Genomic DNA, 19,615 nt, shown 5'->3' on the forward strand with positions numbered 1-19,615 from the left:
AAAAAATAGGAAGTACGAATTTCGTACTTCCTATTTCCTATTTCTTACATCCTATTTCGTCTTATTCAACAAACAGCTTTTCTATTTTTTTACCGCTATCTGTTACTACGGTAATAAAGTACATGCCTTTGTGCAACTGTTGAATGTCGACCGGAATATTGGTTCCTTTTACATGCACGGTTTTTATAAGCCGGCCAATCGCATCGCGTATTTCAATACGGTTACAGTTTACTGAGGTATTAACGTACACCATGCCTTTGGTTGCCGGGTTGGGCAGCAGGCTGATGGTGAAATCATTATCGGAGTTATTGAGTGTACGTACAGATGAGTAAGCACCTTTCGCATCTATATCCACTGTTTTAAGGCGATAATAATTAACACCTGTTGCCATTTGTTTATCGGTAAACTGGTATTTGGTTACTGAACTGGTATTGCCGTTTGCAGGTACGGAGCCAATTGCTTCATAATGGATGCCATCGGAACTTCTTTCAATAACAAACTCACGGGTATTGGTTTCCTGCAGGGTTGTCCATTGTAATAAAGCGGTGGCGTTATTTTTTGTTGCAGTGAACATACCCAGTACCATTGGCAATGGGGTGTTTTGACCGGTACCGCCGCTGTTAATCCAGAATTCAGAGAAGTGGCTTACCTGGTATTCGGCATAATACCCATTGTCGTATGGGATAATATCTACATTCGATGGCGTGATGTAGGTATAGGTGCCGGTTGTATTATCAGTCAGGTTGCCATTTTCTTCTGCCTGGGCATTGCTGTATTGGGTAACGCCGGCTGCGTAGGCATCTGATATAGTGCTGCAACTGCTGCAACCGGTAGCGGCCATCAGGTTGCGGGCTTCGGTTTCCAGGAAATAATAACGTACGCTTACCGGACCTGTTGGTACGTTGGTGGGTTGCACAACAATATTTCTGTCGAGATAATATTGTTGTCCATCATTGCGTACACCGCTGTTGTTGATGTACACACGCACATCTGTATTACCCAGGTTTTGCCCATGCGGGTTTATAGATACCACCCGGTTGCTGCCGGCATTGAAGTTTGTCCAGCCGGTACCACTCACTGTTTGTGTTAAGCCGCTGGTAATATTGGCGCCATTGTAAATGGTTGCTTTATCAAAAATGTGCACATCGTCGATGCCTACACCTTCATAAGTAATTCCGTCATCAGAACCCATGGCAAACCTGAAACGAACGGTGGTGCCGTGCGTAGGAATATTGACGCTGGATACATGCCAAACAGGGTCAGACTTTTGCCAGGATGGGTATCCGGCAAAGTCGTACCAGTTGGTACCGCTGCCCGCATTGACCAGTCTGGTCCAGCTTACGCCATTGAGGCTGTAATCAACCCAGTGCAGGTCGCAGGTACAATCGTCTTCTGTACGGAAGATGTGGCTGAATGAAAGCACGGGTGTTGTTAATCCACTCAGGTCAAAGCAGGGCGAGTACAGGTACGATAATTCAGTGTTGTTATAGTTGCCGTTTAAGTTGGTAACCCATGCCTTTGTTCCGTTGGCTGCTTTGTTTATGATAGATCCCGCCGGTGTGCCCCATTGCCAGCTGCTGTTCTGTCCACCGGTATACCAGTTGCCATTGTTGCTTTCAAAACCTTCGAGATAAGGATAGCTCGTGATGAGTGGTTTGGTTGAAAAACTGGTGGTTACCGTGTCGTTGTCGCGGTAGGAGTCGGTAGCGTAGTTAACATACGTTTTTAAGGTGTATGGTTTAAAGGCCGACAGGTTGGCCTTTTGTACAAAAGTATAATTTAACACCTGGCCTGCTGTGAGGGAAGAAATGGTTTCAGTGATCACTGCACCATTATCAACCTGGTACGAAACGGGCACATTGTTGAGTGTTCCGTTGCTGTTGTTCTTTACCTGAATGATGATGGGTTCTGCAGCGCTGAAGGCACATACATTGTTTGTTGCCGGGTTTACTATTTGCTTTACAGTGGCATCATCAGTGGTAATAAAGAGGGTAACATCGTCAAACGTATAACCATCATCCAGGTTTTCATTAACAACCACCGAATTGGTGGAGGTATAACCCTGTTCTCCAAACTTGATCTGAAAGCTGCTGCTTACCGATTGGGCCGGGAAGGCATTCGCCAGCGTTTCGGTTATATTAATGGGGGTAGCAGCCCGGTAAATGCCAAAATCTGTTGAGCTGAAAGGGAGGTTAAGAACAGGTATCCAGGCGTTGTGCTCACTGCCCCGGATCCATACTCTGTTATCAACCGATGAATAATCGATGCCCTGATTTTGTACATAGAAAGTGAACCATACCTGGGCACCACCGGTGTAGTTGCTCAGGTTAAAGGTAGTGATGAGGCTATCGGTCTGGATACTGCCCAGGTTATAGATCTGATCGAGTGTAATTGCGCGGTTGCCGGTTCTTGCAAAACCAGAATTTATAAAGGGACGGGCCCGGCCATTGCTGCTGCCGGCAAAGAAATCGCAACGGTCAACACCGGTAAAACCAAGCGCACCGGTTGTATAACTTTGTTCGGTAGCCCCTTCAAACCCTTCCGTATAAGAAGGACTTAACACAATGGGGTCATTTCTCAGGTTCTTTACTACTGTTACCAGGGTATCGTTAAGGTGCGAAGGATCGCTGCTGTAATCAACCCAGGTCTTTATGGTATAGGTTCCTTCCACGGAGAAATCGAAGGGCGCAGCGAATGTATGCGTATAGGTACCGTTGGCCCCTATGGTTTGTGTGGCGCTCTCTGTTACAGGTGTTCCGCCGTTTATCTGGTAGCTGATATTGAATGTTCCTGACGACGCTGCTGAACTTATATTCTTTATGCGAACCTTCGGTGCAACGGCGCCTAATTGTGAGGAGGTAAACATACGACCGGTTACTGGTGCTATCAGCAGGTCCGGAGTAAGGTCATTGTCAAAAGTTGGGGAAGCGCAGGCACCGCCGGCAGGTACAATGTATTGCCCCAGTGAAGGCCGGCCTGGTGTTGAACCCTGTAAGGGGCGTACGGCCAGCCAGTAAACGCTGTCTTTGTTCAGCCCGCCTAATAAGTAGCTGGTGCTTGTTGTATTGGCAATCGTGCTCATTTCCATCCCCTTCAACATCATGACATCATAACTGGTTGCAGTGGGTATGGCACCCCAGCTCAGGTTTAGATACCCTGTACAGGCATTGGTGATGGTTACAGCAGGTTGCCCTAATATAGTGAATGTATAATCGCTTGCATCTGTATAAGCGGTCCCGTTGCGGTTCACACGGATCCTTGCTGCTGTGGTTGGTGTAGAGGGAACGGTCCAGTTGTAAATACGGCTGGTAGCAGGAACGTTGTTGTCGAGGGTCGTCCAGGTAGCGCCGTTATTATCGGTGTATTCAATGGTGAACTTATTTACATCCGGGTCTGAGGCGCTCCAGCGGAGGTATTCATTTTCACCGGGCACCCAGGTTTCTTCACCAAAGGGATAAGTGACTTTTATTTCGGGGGCAATAACCCGGTAGGCAATTATATAATCCTGTGGTCCCATTGGCACATTGGTACCGGCAACGGTTACGGTGAAATCGCCGGCCGGCGGGTTGTTGATAACCACCTGTTCAATATTGTTCAGGTTATCTATGCCTTCTACTGCCACATTGTTTATGCCGCCTACTGAAGGATCGAGCACTAATGGAAAGTGAACAGCGCCGCCCGGAGCAGTAACTGTGAGATCGAGGTTGTTTACCAGGGTAGTGGCAGTATAGGGCGCGGCTGCCGGATCATTCCAGTACAACAATACTTTGACCTGTGCCGTACCGGCCGGTACGCCTGTTATGGTAAAAGTTTGCGAGCCGCCATTATTGGTTACTCCATTGAAATAGGTATTGTTTTCGAGTGCTTCTACTGCGTTAACGCCATTCAGGTTACCAAAGCCAAAGGTAAAGTCAGGACCGGGATTACCCAGGTCATCAGCACCGTTACAGGCTACTGCCTTTATCAATGCGGCAGTAGGGTTAGCTCCCGCGTGTAACTGGCGATAACGTTCGTAGGCCAGTCCCAGGGTGCCGGCTACCGTTGGTGCAGCCATACTGGTACCCCAGTCAACGCCCAACGTGTTGTTGGGAGTGGTGGAGGTAATGCCGTTTCCGCCTGCAACCACTTCCGGTTTTAACCGGCCATCATCAACCGGGCCACGGCTTGAAAAGTTTGCAATGGCATAGTTAGCGTTATCATTGGCGCCTACCGTCAATACGTTCTTACCGGTTTGGAAACCTGATTTTATTGTGGCAAAAGAGGGCGCGTAGGGGCTACAGGTATTACCACCATCATTGCCTGCTGCAAATACGTGCAATATGGTGGGGTTGCTATTCATGAGCCAGTCTACGTAGTTACTCAACACATCATAATCGCCCTGACCAGGACAACCTATTGCTGCAGTGTAGTATGAGTTATTGGTGATAACCATGCCATAGTCGGCTACATAATAGGGTGAGTTCACCAGAATGTCGCTGTAGAACTGACCAATGACCATCGATTTGGGGGCACTGCCTTTTACCTTTGGGTTTAAAATACCTGCGGAGGCAAGTGTACCCATAGTATGGGTGCCATGAAAAGTGGCTGGCGTTTGGTTTCTGTTGATCAGATGCACGGAATTGTCAATGTTAGTGCCGCCATCGCCATCATCGCCAATGCCAATATATACACCCGAGCCCTGCAGGTTACGGCCTGCTACGGTGCCCAAAACACCAGCGCCATGTGCCGGCCGGTTTCTGTAGTTAAGCGCCACCGGCTTCATTTGCTGGCTGCCTATATACGCTACAAAGGGCAGGGCTGCTATTTTTTGCACCACTTCATTGGTAGCACTAATAAACACTACATGGGGCGGTTGTATTTTGGTTTCAATGATCTGGGCACCGGATTGCTTTAGTTCGGTAATGACGGTAGCCTTATCAACGTTTCCGTAAAAATTTACCGCTATCAGTTTATCGGGATCACGCATTGCCTCGCCCAACTGTTTTTGCAGTACAGGAGCAATTTTAGTTTTTGCTTCCAGGGTAAATACGCCGCTGATTATTTCTTTTTTTAACTGACCGGGGGTAATCCGGTCGGTTATTTCGGCTAAATAGGTATTGTCGGGAATGTATGTGTATAACAAAACTCCTTCCTGCGCCAGGCTTTTCCGCTGTTCTTCATTGGGAAGTTTATTGAACTGAATAAGCGCATAGTACCTGTTCCTGAAGTGATGTCTGGTTAAGGAATCGGTAAGATGTAGATCGTTACGAAGGTTTTTGTTCCAGGTAAGGGGACCGCTTTTTAGCTGAACAGGTCGTATGATCTCCTGTCCAAGCGTTTTCATGGATACGAGCAGCGAAAATGCTGCGAGTAAAGGGTATTTCATTCAAGGGTATTTAGATAGGATAGTGGTTCTCAGGATATTGAATAAACAGACTCAAAAAGATAGACATTATAAACGGAAATATCAAGTGTTTATTATTGGGCTGCTAATTAGATAAGGGGCTTTTAATCAAATTGTTATGTCTCGTTTCGAGGTTAAGGATCTCAACTGGTTATCCTATATGGTTTCCTGTACCGGCGCGCTTTGTTAACCGGTCAGTTACACATAATTTTACACCCGGGTAGTTATTTAAACAATTTATATGCGGCGTGATGTTTTTCAGGCAATTGCCGACCCCACCCGTCGGGAGATCATTGGCTTACTGGCCAATAAATCACTGACCTTAAACGGGGTGGCTGAGAATTTTGAAATAAGCAGACCGGCTATTTCAAAACACATAAAAATATTAACGGAATGTGGCCTGGTTGTGATTAAACAACAGGGGCGGGAGCGCTTTTGTGCTGTTGATTTTAACCGGTTAAAAGAGGTGGCGGAATGGGTAACGCAATACAATCGGTTTTGGAATGAGAAACTGGATGCGTTGGGGAATTTCCTGGGGGCTTGAAGTTTACAGCTTGCGGCTGTTTTACTCAATAAACAAAAAGCCCGGAATTAAATTCCAGGCTTTTCTATTATACAAGAGATTGTACGCTACTAATGTTGGTGATGCTGATGTTTTTCAGCTTCTTTGCTGAACTCTTCTACCGTAACTGGTTTTTCGGCAGCGTTTACTTTTGTTTCAACCAGGTCAAACACCTTTTCGGTTTGAATACGGTGGTAAGCGTCTTCAACGAATTTACGGTCTTTCATCATGCGGGTGATGTATTCTGCAATCCAGGGTTGTTCTTCATCCTGCATGTTCATGCCCATGTAACCGAATAACTGTTGTTTGGCGAAATCTTCGATGTCTTCGTTCTTCACTTCTACGTTGTTTTGCTGTACCAGCTGGTCGGTGATCAACGTCCATTTAAGCTGATTAACGAAGGTGGGGTATTCCTGTTCTACTTCTTCCTGTGTTTTAGGTTGTTCGCCACCGGTTTGCATCCAGCGTTTCAGGAATGATTCGGGGAACTCGATCTTGGTATGATCTACCAGCACGTGGTAAATTTCGTGCTGTAAATGGTTCTTCGTTTGTTTATCCCAGTAGCTTTCAATCTCAGCTTTTATTTCATTGCGGAATTCAGCTTCGGTTTTGATCTCTTTTTTGGGATAGATGGCTTTGAAGGTTTCCTCATTCAGTTCTGCTTTTTCAACCAGGCCCACTTTAGTGATGGTGACGTTGAAGAATTTAGCAGCGGCAGCTTCGTCGTGTTTGTCGAGGCCGAGGTCGCTCAGTACCCATTCTCTTTCTTTTTCGTCGAAGGCTTTATTTAACTGAATGTTGAATACATCGTCTTTTTTCTTGCCGGTAAGGGTGCTGCGTACTGGTTCAGCGAAGTATTTTACCAGGAAAGAATTGTCTTTTTTAATGCCGCCTTCCACTTCGTTACCGTTTGCATCGGTTTCGGTGAAGGTTACATTCAATACATTGTCATCTTCAGATACTGCATCGCGATCAACCAGTTTGCCATGACGTACCTGTAAACGGTTCACTTCTTCATTGATCATGTCGTCAGTTGCCGTTACTTTATAACGGGTCATTTTTTCTTTCGACAGGTCAGCTACATTGAATGCAGGTTTTAAGCCTACTTCAAAATCAAACACGTACTCCGTGGGGTTGTTCATGTCTAATTTGGGAGCATTGTCAGTAGCAAGTGGTAAAGGCTGGGCGAAGATCTCCAGCTTTTCATTTTGCATATAGGTACCGAGTTCTTTCTCTACAGTTCTGATCACCTCATCGGCAAATACTGACTGGCCATGCATTTTCTTGATCATGCCAGTGGGTACCATGCCTTTGCGGAAACCTGGTATATTGGCTTGTTTGCTATAATTTTTGAGTGCTTTTTCAAAAGAAGGCAGATAATCTGCTCCGGCTACTTTTATGGTAATCTTATCATTCAGCAGTCCGATATTCTCTCTGGTAACTGTTGCCATAGCGCTATTTTTTAAATTGGGTTGCAAAGGTAAGGCAAACAGATAACGTGGTCAAAACGAGTAGGGGTGGATATTGCCCGTTAATCTTTATCCTGCAAAATTAACAGGGGAATATGGGTTTCATAGGCCATCGCCGTGGTATGGGTTTTCGAAAATACCCTTTCCAAAAAGGTGTGTTTATGGGCTACCATCACCAGTAATTCGCTGGAATATTGTTGTAAATATTTACTAATTCCTTGATTTACAGATGGTTCTTCAATGGTGGCGTATTCGTGGTCATATCCTTCAAAAATAATTTCACTGCTTCTTTTGCCGTTTAGTTCCTGTTCGGAATTTCCGCCGTGGCCCTGCCGGACAAATAAAATGTGTGTTTTTGCCCCATATGCCCGGGCCAGCTCCAGCAGGGTATTAAACAGCCGGGTGCTGGTTTTATAAGAGAAATCACTGGCATATGTAATATGTTTTATGGGGGAGTAGGCGGCATCGTGGGGTATTATGAGCACGGGGGTTTTTACTTTCCGGGATACGTTGATGGTAGTGCTGCCAATGATCTTATCAAGACCGCCGGCCCCCTTCATACCCATTATTATAAGACCAATTTCTTTTTCTTTGGTGAGGGTTTTTATTTCATCGGAAGCAATCCCAATACGAACCAGCCATTCTACCTCCAGTCCGTAGTTATCGTGTATCCAGTCGGCTTCTTTTTTTATTTGATCCTCATTTTCTTTTTGGAGGTTATCTACGGTGATCATGGCATATGGCACCTCGCTGATGGGAGTGGGGAGCATATAGGCATGGAAAAGAAGCAATTTGGAATGTAGTAATTTGGCCATTTCTGCTGCAAATACAGCTGCATTGCGGGATGCGGGCGAAAAATCCACCGCTAAAAGGATGGTTTGCATACATAAAGTATTAAGGCTCTATAAAGTTAGCAAGTTTACCAATGCACCGTATGATAAATACCCGTACCCCAAATGACTTTTGTCAGCCTCAATAATCAGTTTTTATTTAAAAGTGGGCCACCCTGCCGACTGGCAATAAAAGCATATAATAAAAAAAGGCAGGCCGTTTAAAACGGCCTGCCCTTGGTTTGGTGCGCATGGAGGGACTCGAACCCCCACACCTCGCGGCATCAGATCCTAAGTCTGACGTGTCTACCAATTTCACCACATGCGCTTTTTCTTAGATTTAAGTTCTATGTTTAAAGTTTTAAGTTTGGTTTTGCCATCAAGATTTCTGATAATAGTCGGAAATCTGGCATTTAGGACAAATAACTTAAAACTTAGAACTTAACACTCCCGAACTGTTTTGGGGTTGCAAACATAGGGCATTTTTACGTAAATTCGTTAACTATGGATTCTGTTGCTGTGATACCGAAATATAATTTGAATGAAGAGCAGGAAAAAAAGCTAATACTTCGTGAATACCGGGCTCTGTTACGCGTTTTAAAACCCAAATTAAAACCGGGCGATAAAGAATTACTGCGCAGGGCATTTGAAATGGCTGCCGATGCGCATAAGACTATGCGCCGGAAAAGCGGCGAACCCTATATTCTTCACCCCCTGGCCGTTGCCCGCATAGGCATTGAAGAGATTGGCCTGGGTGTTCGTTCTACCATTTGTTCGCTGTTACACGATACCGTTGAAGATACCGATGTTACCCTCGAGGATATTGAACGGGAATTTGGTACCGAAATCGCCCGTATTGTAGACGGGTTAACCAAGATCTCCAATATTATTGACGTCAACGCATCGGCGCAGGCGGAGAATTTCAAAAAGATCTTACTTACCCTCACCGACGACCCCCGCGTTATTCTTATTAAACTGGCCGACCGCCTGCATAACATGCGTACGCTCGATAGTATGAAGCGGGAAAAACAATTGAAGATAGCTTCGGAAACAGTGTATGTATATGCGCCGCTTTCGCACCGTATGGGCTTATATAATATTAAGACCGAGCTGGAAGACCTGGCCATGAAGTACCTGGAACCGGAAGCCTATAAAGAAATTGCCCGTAAACTGGCAGAAACCAAACGGGAACGGTCGCGGTACATTAATGAATTCATAAAGCCAATTAAGGAGAAACTCGATAAAACCGGGTATCAGTTTGAAATATATGGCCGGCCAAAAAGCATCCACTCCATCTGGAACAAGATGAAAAAGAAAGGGGTGGCTTTTGAGGAAGTGTATGACCTGTTTGCCATCCGGGTTATTTTAGATATTCCGCTGGAACAGGAAAAAGAAGGCTGCTGGAAGGTATATTCAGTAATTACCGATGAATACACCCCCAGTCCCGAGCGGTTGCGCGACTGGCTGAGCAATCCCAAATCGAACGGGTACGAAGCCCTGCATACCACCGTAATGGGCCCGCAGGGGAAATGGGTGGAAATTCAGGTGCGCACCCGGCGAATGAACGAGATTGCCGAGAAAGGGTTGGCCGCACACTGGAAGTATAAAGAAGGAACGGCAGACGAAAACCGCTTCGATAAATGGTTCCAGCAGATCCGGGAAGTACTCAATAACCAGGACAGCGATTCCATCGATTTTCTGCACGATTTCAAAACCAGCTTCCTGGCTGAAGAAATATATGTATACACGCCCAAAGGCGATGTAAAAATGCTGCCGGTTGATAGTACAGCCCTTGACTTTGCCTTTGCCATCCACAGTGTGGTGGGCTCGCAATGTATTGGTGCTAAAATAAACCACAAACTGGTGCCCCTCAGCCATAAGCTGCGCAGCGGCGACCAGGTAGAGATTATTACCTCTTCCAAGCAAAAGCCAAATGAAGACTGGCTGAATATTGTGGTTACCGCCAAGGCGAAGAGTAAGATCAAGGATGCGTTAAAAGAAGAAAAAAGAAAGGTGGCCGATGAAGGCAAGTACGTGTTGCAGCGCAAGCTTGAAAACATGGGGGCGGCCTTCAACCAACATAATGTAGATATACTTGCCTCTTTTTATAAATTACCCTCACCGCTCGATCTGTATTACCAGATCTCTGTAAAGGCCATTGACCTGAAAGAGCTGAGCGAATTCCACGTGCTGGGCGATAAACTGGAACCACCCAAACCCATTCGGCCGGAACCCAAACCCGATGCTATTCATGCGCTGCCAAAGAAAGATGCCGAATTGATCATCTTTGGCGAAAGCAGCGACAAGATCATGTATACCCTGGCTAATTGTTGTAAACCTATCCCCGGTGATGACGTATTTGGATTTGTGAGTACCGGCAAGGGGTTAACCATACACCGCACCAATTGTCCGAATGCGGCGCGTTTGCTGGCCAATTACGGGCACCGGGTTGTAAAAACAAAATGGGCAAAAAATAAGGAGATCTCATTCCTTACCGGCTTAAAGATAGTTGGGCTGGATGATGTGGGTGTAATACACAAGATCACCAATTTAATATCGGGCGAAATGAAGATCAATATCAATGCCATGACCATTGAGGCCCGGGAAGGTTTGTTCCATGGGAACATCAGGGTGTATGTGCATGATAAAGAGGAACTGGATGATTTGGTAGACAGTTTGAAGAAACTGCCTGGTATTGAAACAGTTGACAGGTACGATACGGAACAGCAATAGCTATTTCTGATTTCGGGATTTAGAGATTTTGAGATTTATGGATGGCGAAATTTAAAAATTTCTAAATCTTGATCCTGATTTTGAAATTCCGAAATCATGAAATCGCAAAATCTCAAAATCGCTTTGTGTTTTTAACCTATTTTTGCCCCCGTTTGCTACAAATTATTCAAATATTTAATAATGGTTGATGTTTTATTAGGTCTTCAATGGGGCGATGAAGGCAAAGGCAAGATCGTGGACTATTTTGCTCCCAATTATGATGTTATTGCCCGCTTTCAGGGAGGTCCCAATGCAGGCCATACGTTATATGTAAACGAAAAAAAAGTTGTTCTCCATCAAATTCCTTCCGGTATTTTTCATGAGAATACAGTTAACCTGATTGGTAATGGGGTTGTATTAGACCCGGTTACTTTAAAAAGGGAGTGCGAAACCGTGAAAGCGTTTGGTATTGACTACCGGAAGAATTTATTTATTTCAGAAAGAACGCATTTGATATTGCCAACGCACCGTGCACTGGACAAAGCATCTGAATTATCAAAAGGAAATGATAAGATCGGTTCTACCCTGAAAGGGATTGGACCTGCTTACATGGATAAAACAGGACGGAACGGTTTGCGCGTAGGCGATCTGTTAGATAAAAGTTTCACCACCCAATATATCCGCCTGCGGCTGAAGCACCAGAGGCTGCTGGATAGCCTCAATTTCCATGAAGATATTTCTGCCTGGGAAGAAGAGTTCTTCGAAGCACTTGAGTTTATGAAAGAATTCAAGATCGTAAACGGCGAATACTTCATCAATGAGAAGATCAGCCAGGGCAAAAAAGTTTTAGCTGAGGGTGCGCAGGGAAGTATGCTCGATGTTGATTTCGGAACATTTCCTTTTGTAACTTCATCAAACACTATTTCGGCCGGTGTATGTACCGGTTTAGGTGTAGCGCCCCAAAAGATCAACGACGTAATAGGCGTAACAAAAGCTTATTGTACGCGTGTTGGCAGCGGACCATTCCCTACCGAGTTACACGATGAAACCGGTGAAGAACTGCGCCGTATCGGTAATGAGTTTGGCGCTACTACGGGTCGCCCCAGACGTTGTGGCTGGATTGACCTGGTGGCCCTGAATTTTGCCTGCATGGTGAACGGGGTAACAAAACTGGTTATGACAAAAGCAGACGTGCTGGACGCTTTTGATGAGTTAAAAGTATGTACCTCTTACATGGTTAATGGCAAGAGTACTAAGGAGATCCCGTTCCAAATGACAAGACTGTCAATTACTCCTGAACTGAAAGGTTTCAAAGGCTGGAAAGTTGCGACAGATAAGTTCAGATCGGCTGGTGAATTACCTGCAACAATGAAGGAATATGTATCGTTTATAAATTCATATCTTGGTGTGAATATAAATTATATTTCCAACGGTCCGGGACGTGAACAATTGATAGAAATTCAGTAGTTTTCACTTCGGATTTTTTGAGACAAAAATTATTCTAAAAAATTTGGTGAATTAAAAACTTCGCCGAAATTTTACACCACAATCTTACCAGACAATGGCAGCAAAATCTGACAAGGAAAAAAAGACCGGCGGAGACTCTGCACCAAAGTCTTCTAAGGAAACTCCGAAAAAAGCCTCATCAAAACCAAAGAAAGAAGAAGATGAGGATGATGAAGACTTGGAAGACGAAGAGTTAGACACGCCGAAGGCCGCTAAAAAAGGCGGTAAAGCTTCTTCTAAGAAATCTGATGAAGAGGGTGAAGACGATGACGACGATGATGCGGATCTCGATGATGAAGTGGATGATTGGGACAAACCCGAAGAAGACGAAGACTGGGATCCCGACTTCGAAGAATTTGATTTACCCAAATCAAAAGGAAAAAAAGCCAGCAGTGGCAGTGGAAGCAGCAGCAGCAGCACAGGTAAAAAAGGCAAAGGAGATGACGACGATGACCTGGGCCTTGATGATGAGTTCAAAGACCTTGATCTCTTCAACGACCGTGGCTTCGACGACGACGAGGAGGACTTTTAGTGGTTACTTCTTTTACTGCTCACCCTGTTTCTACAGTGCGCAGACAATACATATCATTTCCCGTCGCTGATTTTCAGCGAACCAAATTACAAATGTTGAGCTGGGTAAACCAGTTCAACATTTGTTGTTTTCTCGACAACCAGCATTACAATTTACCGCATCATAGCATTGAATGTATGGCTGCGGCAGGGGCTGTACAAACCCTTGCAACCGCGGCTGGTACTGCATTTGAACAGTTGAAGCAATTGTATGGGCAGAACCCCGACTGGCTGTTTGGGCATTTCAGCTATGATCTGAAAAATGAAACGGAAGGCCTGGTCAGTAACAATACCGACCGCATCGGTTTCCCCGACCTCTGTTTTTTTATTCCCGAGGTAGTACTGCAATTAAGCGAACGCGAACTGCAGATTGGCACCTTTGGCAACCGGCACGAATCGGTCTTTCATGAAATATGTGCGGTTGAGCCAATCCGTGAACCCAGTCAGCCGCTGGCTACGCTCATCAATAGCCGTATAAGCAAAGCAGATTATATCACCACCATTCAGCAATTGCAACAGCATATTCTGCGGGGCGATTGTTATGAGATCAATTTTTGCCAGGAATTTTTTGCTGAACTGGTTTCCATCGATCCGTTGCAGGTATATAATTCCCTGAGTTATACTTCGCCCAATCCCTTTGCGGCGTATTATAAAACCGGGCAGCAATATTTACTATGCGCCAGCCCCGAGCGTTACCTGAAAAAAGAAGGTAATCGCATTTATTCCCAACCCATAAAAGGCACTTCAAAACGCCACCTCAGCGATGCAGCGGAAGATGTAAGAAGTAAAGAACATTTGTACAACAGTCCCAAAGACCGTTCAGAGAATGTTATGATCGTTGACCTGGTGCGTAACGACCTGTCGAAGATCTGTGAGGAAGCATCGGTACAGGTGGATGAGTTGTTTGGTATTTACAGTTTTCCGCAGGTGCATCAAATGATCTCCACCGTTAGTGGACAGCTGCGCCCCGATATTCATTTTATTGATGCGGTAAAAGCAACCTTCCCCATGGGCTCCATGACCGGCGCACCCAAAAAGCGGGTTATGGAACTGATTGAACTATACGAACAGACCCGGCGCGGTATCTTCTCCGGTGCGGTAGGGTATATAACTCCCGATGGCGATTTTGATTTCAATGTAGTGATCAGGAGTATAATGTATAATGCGGCCAATAAATATCTTTCCTTTCAGGCAGGTTCTGCCATTACATTTTACAGCGATCCCGAAAAGGAATATGAAGAATGCCTGTTAAAGGCAGCAGCGATTAAGAAGGTACTGGGTAGTAAGTAACGACCTGTACCATGGTTTAGAACCGTGGCACAGGCCATTACTTGTATACCAATGTTATTTTCCTACTGTGGCCCCGGTCAGCATCATCTGCACGCTTTCGTTGAGGATAATATATTTATTGGCAATGAACAGGTCCATTTTATCGGCGGGCAATTTTAGCTCATAGGCATTATCATTGCTGGCCATAATGGCGTCAAAGTCGGGATTGTACCGGTTGAACTCGCTCAAATCCATCATAATATTCTTTGCAATAGCGGCAGAATTGTATTTGCCTGACACTTCTGTGCTTTTGGCGTTGTCCAGCTCATCGGTTGTTAAGCGGCGATTGAGCAGGTGGGTGGCGGTAATGCCAATTTGTTCGGTCACTTCTGCCTTGGTAAGTGTGGTTACACTGCCCTGGCCTTCAAAAATATAGTGGGTGCCAATGAATTTCTTTACGTGCATCCGGGTTTCGGCAGGCAGGTAATTTTGCAGTTTCCAGAAGTTACGGCTGCCCTGGCATTTTTTAATGGCGCTGTATACGTTAGCGGGTCCGCCGTTGTAAGCGGCTATTACCAGTAACCAGTCGCCAAATTCTCTGTATAGATCACGCAGGTACAAGGCTGCTGCATGGGTGCTTTTAGCATAGCTTTTACGCTCGTCTACCCCGCGTCCTACTCTCAGGCCTAAATCGCGGGCGGTTTGCGGCATAAGCTGCCAGGGCCCCACAGCGCCTGCCCAGGAGGTGGCGGTTGACTTTAATTCCGATTCAATTACACAGAGGTATTTTAATTCCGACGGAAGACCATATTTCTTCAATATGCCATCGATCATGTTAAAATACGGTTTGGCCCAGCTCTTCATTTTACGAAGGTCTTCGCCATTCTTTTCCATGTAATCCTGCACAAATGAAATAGCACGGGGATTTAATCGAATGCCATTGGCCGAATTATAACCCAGCGTAAATGCTGTGTTTAGATCTTCTTCCTTGGGATCGGCTGAGTCAGTGGCAATTTTTCCGGGGTATTCGAATTGTTGTGAAAGAACAACCGTGTTAAGCTTTTTACCACCGTTAGCCGGTGTTTTTGCTATCCCGTTATCATTACTGTATGCCATGCATAACCATCCCAGGCCTAAAATACCCGAAATAAAAAGTTTTCGTTTCATTTTCGTTATTTAAAACTAATAATGATCGACCCGGTGGTATGGATTGAGATATGTTCTACACAGGATGAAACGGATGAGAGTTTTCTTAGGATTCTTTGGAGAAACAGAACAAATTAGAGCCGGGGGTCGAAGGGGTTTAGGCTTTTCATTTAGCCGGCATGTCTGAACTGCTGCATCCACTTTTGGGATAGCTGGAGCAAATATAACTCGGAAAATTGGTTCGTCATAATCTGCAACCCATAAGGCATGCCATTACTGTGCCAAAAGAGCGGGATAGAGATGGTGGGAATACCAGTGAGGTTCGAAAATACTGTAAAAATGTCAGCTAAGTACATGGAGATGGGGTCCTCCGTCTTTTCGCCGATGGTAAAGGCGGTAGAGGGGGCCGTGGGGAGAAGGATCGCATCGAACTGGCTGAAGATCAGGTTTATCTTTTCAACCAGCAGTTTGCGTACCTGTTGTGCTTTCGTAAAATACGCATCGTAGTAGCCTGCGCTTAAAACGAAGGTTCCCAGCATGATGCGTCTTTTTACTTCCCAGCCAAAACCTTCTGACCGGGTGGCATTATAAAACTCTGTTAAAGAGATATTTTTTTCCACATTGCGGTGGCCATACTTTACGCCATCGTACCGCGACAGGTTTGAGGAGGCTTCAGCAGTGGTTAAAATATAATAGGCAGGAACAATGAAGTCGAGGTATTCAAAGTCTACAGGCGCTACGGTATGGCCATCGGCCTGCAGCTTTTTAGTGAACTCCAGAATGGAATCACGGATCTCCGGATCAAGGGCCGGGCTTTCCAGGGCTTCCTTGAAATAAGCGATCCTGATCGGTTTAGCGGGCAGCGGGGTGAGTTCGCTGTATGCATCTACCGGTTGCCGGGCGCCCGTGCTATCGAAATCATCGGGGCCTGCAATTACTTCCAGTACCTGGGCTACATCGGGAACATTGTTGGCAAAAATGCCTATTTGATCAAAAGAGGAGGCATAGGCAATAAGGCCGTGGCGGGAAATGCGGCCGTAAGTGGGTTTAAGCCCTACCACACCGCAAAAATCAGCTGGCTGGCGAACGGAGCCGCCTGTATCGCTGCCCAGGCTTACCATACACTGGCTGGCCTGAACGGCTACGGCTGAACCGCCTGAAGAACCACCAGGCACCCTGGTTTCATCCAGGGCATTCAGCACCTTACCATACGATGAGTTTTCATTGGTGGAACCCATGGCAAACTCATCGCAGTTGGTGGCACCTATTATAATGGCTTCTTCGGCCAGTAATCTTTCAACAGCTGTAGCATTAAAAACGGGCTTGAACCCTTCCAGGATCTTTGATGCGGCAGTAAGCGGATGGTCTTTATAGGCAATTACATCTTTCAGTGCTATTACCACACCGTGTAATTTACCGGAAGGCTTACCGGCTTTGCGGCTGGTATCCAGTTCTGCCGCCCGTTTCAACGCTTCCTCTGCATAAATATACACATAGGCATTGAGGTTCCTGCGGGCTTCGATTTGCTGCAGGTAATATTGAACCGCGTCTACACAAGTAGTTGCGCCAGAAACCAGGTCCTGGTGATATTGCGCTATTGAGTGATACTTAAACAAAGGTTGTTACCGGGATTGATTATACAAATCGGTTACAGAATAAATTATGCGAGTCTGAACTAGTGAGCTTGTGTAGAGGAGGGTTGTTTGGTATCCTTCTCGTTAATACCGTCTTCGATTTCTTTCTTCACGTTGTTTTTAGCATCGTTAAATTCCCTGATACCACGGCCAATACCGCGCATGAATTCAGGTATTTTGCGTCCACCGAACAGCACCAACACTGCCAGTACAATCAACAACCACTCGCTACCACCAGGCATTGAGATGAACAACAGGTTTACATTACTCAGTAACATGATAAACATTTTAATAGTGAGAAAACAAAATTACGCCCTTTTGCAAAGTAAAACGCATAAAAGTCGTGCAAATTACATGATACTAAGGGGAAAACCACCTTTTTGCTACCGGTTAACAAAGTAGCGTAGCTTGTTTATAAAAGAAAAAGCGCCCCGGTTCATCGGGACGCTTTTAACTAATTTATGTACATGTGTAGTTATTTAGCTACTACAGCTGTGTTCATGCGTTTCTCTTTAATACGAGCGCTCTTACCACTGCGCTCACGCAGGTAGAAAAGCTTAGCACGGCGAACACGACCTGTTTTATTCAACTCAATAGAATCAATATTGGGTGAATAAATGGGGAATGTTCTTTCAACACCTACACTATCGGAGATTTTACGTACAGTAAATGTAGCAGTACCACCTTGTCCCTGGCGTTTGATAACATCGCCACGAAAGCTCTGGATACGCTCTTTACCACCTTCGATAATTTTATAGTTCACAGTTATATTGTCACCCGCTTTAAACTTCGGGAACTCTTTTTTACCTGTCAACTGCTCATGTACAAATTGAACTGCTGCATTCATGACGTTAAAATTTGGGGAGGCAAAGGTAATTAAAAAATCGAATTTATCATCCTAAATTTCCTAAAACCCCCGATTTTCCTATATTTTTTCTTACTTGGCTACGTTTACAGCCCTTTTCTCCCTGATCACGGTAACTTTAATCTGTCCGGGATAGGTCATTTCGGTCTGAATTTTCTGGGCGATGTCGAAACTCAGTTTGTCTGAGTCGTTATCGGTTACTTTTTCTGCTTCTACAATTACCCGTAACTCACGGCCGGCCTGAATAGCGTAGGCTTTTTCAACCCCCTGGTAGCTCAGCGCCAGATTTTCTAATTCTTTAATACGTTGCAGGTATTGTTGCATGATCTCTCTGCGGGCACCAGGACGGGCGCCGCTGATGGCGTCACAGGCCTGTACAATGGGGGAGATCACATATTGCATTTCCATTTCATCGTGGTGGGCGCCGATAGCGTTCACTACAGCGGGGTTCTCACCATATTTTTCAGCCAGTTTGGCTCCCAGCAGGGCGTGGCTCAGTTCAGACTCCTCATCGGGTACTTTACCAATATCGTGTAACAGACCGGCGCGTTTGGCCAGTTTGGGGTTCAAGCCCAGTTCAGCAGCCATAATACCACACAGGTTGGCTACTTCGCGGCTGTGCATCAGCAGGTTTTGACCGTATGAAGAACGGAAACGCATTTTACCTACGATACGAACCAGCTCTTTATGTAAACCGTGGATACCTAATTCAATTACAGTACGCTCACCAATTTCAATTACCTGCTCTTCGATCTGACGGCGGGTTTTTTCTACCACTTCCTCAATACGGGCCGGGTGAATACGGCCATCGGCCACCAGTCTTTGCAAGCTCAGGCGGGCAATTTCCCGGCGCAGAGGGTCGAATGAAGACAGGATGATGGCTTCAGGAGTATCGTCAACGATCAGGTCAACACCGGTAGCGGCTTCTATAGCCCTGATGTTACGGCCTTCACGACCAATGATCTGGCCTTTTATTTCATCGCTTTCGAGGTTGAATACAGTGATGGAGTTTTCGATAGCCTGCTCAGCAGCGGTACGCTGAATGGTTTGAATAATGATTTTGCGGGCTTCCTTGTTGGCTTTTTGACGGGCGTCATCAACAATTTCCTGTTGCAGGGCCAGGGCCTGGGTGTGGGCTTCCTGTTTTAAACTTTCAACTAATTGTTTTTTAGCTTCTTCTGCAGTTAAACCGGCAATCTTTTCAAGGCGGCGGATGTGTTCTTCCTGGTGTTTTTCCAGCTCGGTACGCTTCAGGTTCACTACTTCTATCTGGCGGTTCAGGTTTTCTTTTATCGCTTCGTTTTCCTTGATCTGTTTGTCCAGCTGGTCGCTTTTGGCATTGATACTCTGTTCTTTCTGGCGGGCGCGGTTCTCGGTTTCACTCAGTTTACGGTTGCGCTCATTTACTTCTTTATCGTATTCGGCCCTCAGTGCCAGGAACTTTTCTTTTGCTTCGAGCTGTTTTTGTTGTTTAATGGTTTCGGCATTCGTTTGCGCATCGGCAACGAGTTTGCGGGCCTGACTTTCGGCCTCTTCGATTTTTTGTTGGGTGTTTTTGGCAAATATGACTTTACCCAGGCCAATTCCTGCGCCCAGGGCCAATAAACCTACTATTATAGCGGTTAACATACCTTGATCAATTGTGTTTTACATGTTTAAAGAATTCTAC

The 19,615-nt window shown here is 45.6% G+C and carries 13 protein-coding genes and 1 tRNA gene; 5 read left to right on the plus strand and 9 right to left on the minus strand.

Annotation, left to right across the window (positions count from 1 at the left end):
- Positions 1–61 precede the first annotated feature (61 nt).
- Positions 62–5,365 (minus strand): S8 family serine peptidase, encoded by a 5,304-nt coding sequence (locus BMX95_RS06430; protein WP_081201150.1) that lies wholly within the window; start codon positions 5,363–5,365, stop codon positions 62–64.
- A gap of 259 nt (positions 5,366–5,624) precedes the next feature.
- Between BMX95_RS06430 and BMX95_RS06435 the strand changes: the two genes are divergently transcribed.
- A complete protein-coding gene (locus BMX95_RS06435; RefSeq protein ID WP_081201151.1) occupies positions 5,625–5,927 on the plus strand; it encodes an ArsR/SmtB family transcription factor in 303 nt (100 codons plus the stop codon).
- Positions 5,928–6,016: 89 nt separating this feature from the next.
- Here BMX95_RS06435 and tig read toward each other — a convergent pair whose 3' ends face one another.
- The 3 genes from tig to BMX95_RS06450 form a co-directional block, all read right to left on the minus strand.
- Positions 6,017–7,396 (minus strand): trigger factor, encoded by a 1,380-nt coding sequence (tig, locus tag BMX95_RS06440; RefSeq protein WP_081201152.1) that lies wholly within the window; start codon positions 7,394–7,396, stop codon positions 6,017–6,019.
- A gap of 80 nt (positions 7,397–7,476) precedes the next feature.
- Positions 7,477–8,298, minus strand: coding sequence for a universal stress protein (locus BMX95_RS06445; RefSeq protein WP_081201153.1), 822 nt, complete (start codon positions 8,296–8,298; stop codon positions 7,477–7,479).
- A gap of 189 nt (positions 8,299–8,487) precedes the next feature.
- Positions 8,488–8,572 (minus strand) — tRNA-Leu (locus tag BMX95_RS06450).
- A 176-nt stretch (positions 8,573–8,748) separates the two neighbouring features.
- Here BMX95_RS06450 and BMX95_RS06455 point away from each other — a divergent pair.
- From BMX95_RS06455 to BMX95_RS06470, 4 genes are all read left to right on the plus strand, one after another.
- The gene (locus BMX95_RS06455) at positions 8,749–10,977 is read left to right on the plus strand and encodes a RelA/SpoT family protein (protein WP_081201154.1); all 2,229 of its coding nucleotides are present in this window, start codon (positions 8,749–8,751) and stop codon (positions 10,975–10,977) included.
- Positions 10,978–11,157: 180 nt separating this feature from the next.
- The gene (locus BMX95_RS06460; RefSeq protein WP_081201155.1) at positions 11,158–12,423 is read left to right on the plus strand and encodes an adenylosuccinate synthase; all 1,266 of its coding nucleotides are present in this window, start codon (positions 11,158–11,160) and stop codon (positions 12,421–12,423) included.
- Between the two features lie 94 nt (positions 12,424–12,517).
- Entirely contained in the window at positions 12,518–12,994 is a 477-nt protein-coding gene (locus BMX95_RS06465; protein WP_081201156.1) for a hypothetical protein, read from the plus strand.
- 92 nt (positions 12,995–13,086) lie between these two features.
- Positions 13,087–14,322, plus strand: coding sequence for an anthranilate synthase component I family protein (locus BMX95_RS06470; protein ID WP_242673148.1), 1,236 nt, complete (start codon positions 13,087–13,089; stop codon positions 14,320–14,322).
- 54 nt (positions 14,323–14,376) lie between these two features.
- Here BMX95_RS06470 and BMX95_RS06475 read toward each other — a convergent pair whose 3' ends face one another.
- From BMX95_RS06475 to rny, 5 genes are all read right to left on the minus strand, one after another.
- Positions 14,377–15,468 (minus strand): lytic transglycosylase domain-containing protein, encoded by a 1,092-nt coding sequence (locus BMX95_RS06475; RefSeq protein ID WP_242673149.1) that lies wholly within the window; start codon positions 15,466–15,468, stop codon positions 14,377–14,379.
- A gap of 149 nt (positions 15,469–15,617) precedes the next feature.
- Positions 15,618–17,063 carry an Asp-tRNA(Asn)/Glu-tRNA(Gln) amidotransferase subunit GatA gene (gene gatA, locus BMX95_RS06480; RefSeq protein WP_081201159.1) on the minus strand — a complete coding sequence of 482 codons (1,446 nt, stop codon included), beginning with the start codon at positions 17,061–17,063 and terminating at the stop codon, positions 15,618–15,620.
- Positions 17,064–17,122: 59 nt separating this feature from the next.
- Complete coding sequence (locus tag BMX95_RS06485) at positions 17,123–17,359, minus strand: Sec-independent protein translocase subunit TatA/TatB (RefSeq protein ID WP_242673150.1); 237 nt, start codon at positions 17,357–17,359, stop codon at positions 17,123–17,125.
- A 197-nt stretch (positions 17,360–17,556) separates the two neighbouring features.
- On the minus strand, positions 17,557–17,928 hold the full coding sequence (gene rplS, locus BMX95_RS06490; RefSeq protein WP_014221740.1) for a 50S ribosomal protein L19: 372 nt from the start codon (positions 17,926–17,928) through the stop codon (positions 17,557–17,559).
- 90 nt (positions 17,929–18,018) lie between these two features.
- Positions 18,019–19,575 carry a ribonuclease Y gene (rny, locus tag BMX95_RS06495; protein ID WP_242673151.1) on the minus strand — a complete coding sequence of 519 codons (1,557 nt, stop codon included), beginning with the start codon at positions 19,573–19,575 and terminating at the stop codon, positions 18,019–18,021.
- Between the last annotated feature and the right edge of the window lie 40 nt (positions 19,576–19,615).

This window comes from Niastella yeongjuensis (assembly GCF_900110245.1).
Taxonomy (GTDB): domain Bacteria; phylum Bacteroidota; class Bacteroidia; order Chitinophagales; family Chitinophagaceae; genus Niastella; species Niastella yeongjuensis.

What these genes read in the sequence shown, in the direction of transcription:
- BMX95_RS06465 (WP_081201156.1), top strand. Translation starts at nt 12,518, where the DNA reads ATGGCAGCAAAATCTGACAAGGAAAAAAAGACCGGCGGAGACTCTGCA.
- rny (WP_242673151.1), bottom strand. Translation starts at nt 19,575, where the DNA reads ATGTTAACCGCTATAATAGTAGGTTTATTGGCCCTGGGCGCAGGAATT.
- BMX95_RS06445 (WP_081201153.1), bottom strand. Translation starts at nt 8,298, where the DNA reads ATGCAAACCATCCTTTTAGCGGTGGATTTTTCGCCCGCATCCCGCAAT.
- BMX95_RS06485 (WP_242673150.1), bottom strand. Translation starts at nt 17,359, where the DNA reads ATGTTACTGAGTAATGTAAACCTGTTGTTCATCTCAATGCCTGGTGGT.
- rplS (WP_014221740.1), bottom strand. Translation starts at nt 17,928, where the DNA reads ATGAATGCAGCAGTTCAATTTGTACATGAGCAGTTGACAGGTAAAAAA.
- BMX95_RS06430 (WP_081201150.1), bottom strand. Translation starts at nt 5,365, where the DNA reads ATGAAATACCCTTTACTCGCAGCATTTTCGCTGCTCGTATCCATGAAA.
- BMX95_RS06435 (WP_081201151.1), top strand. Translation starts at nt 5,625, where the DNA reads ATGCGGCGTGATGTTTTTCAGGCAATTGCCGACCCCACCCGTCGGGAG.
- BMX95_RS06455 (WP_081201154.1), top strand. Translation starts at nt 8,749, where the DNA reads ATGGATTCTGTTGCTGTGATACCGAAATATAATTTGAATGAAGAGCAG.
- BMX95_RS06470 (WP_242673148.1), top strand. Translation starts at nt 13,087, where the DNA reads ATGTTGAGCTGGGTAAACCAGTTCAACATTTGTTGTTTTCTCGACAAC.
- BMX95_RS06460 (WP_081201155.1), top strand. Translation starts at nt 11,158, where the DNA reads ATGGTTGATGTTTTATTAGGTCTTCAATGGGGCGATGAAGGCAAAGGC.
- BMX95_RS06475 (WP_242673149.1), bottom strand. Translation starts at nt 15,468, where the DNA reads ATGAAACGAAAACTTTTTATTTCGGGTATTTTAGGCCTGGGATGGTTA.
- tig (WP_081201152.1), bottom strand. Translation starts at nt 7,396, where the DNA reads ATGGCAACAGTTACCAGAGAGAATATCGGACTGCTGAATGATAAGATT.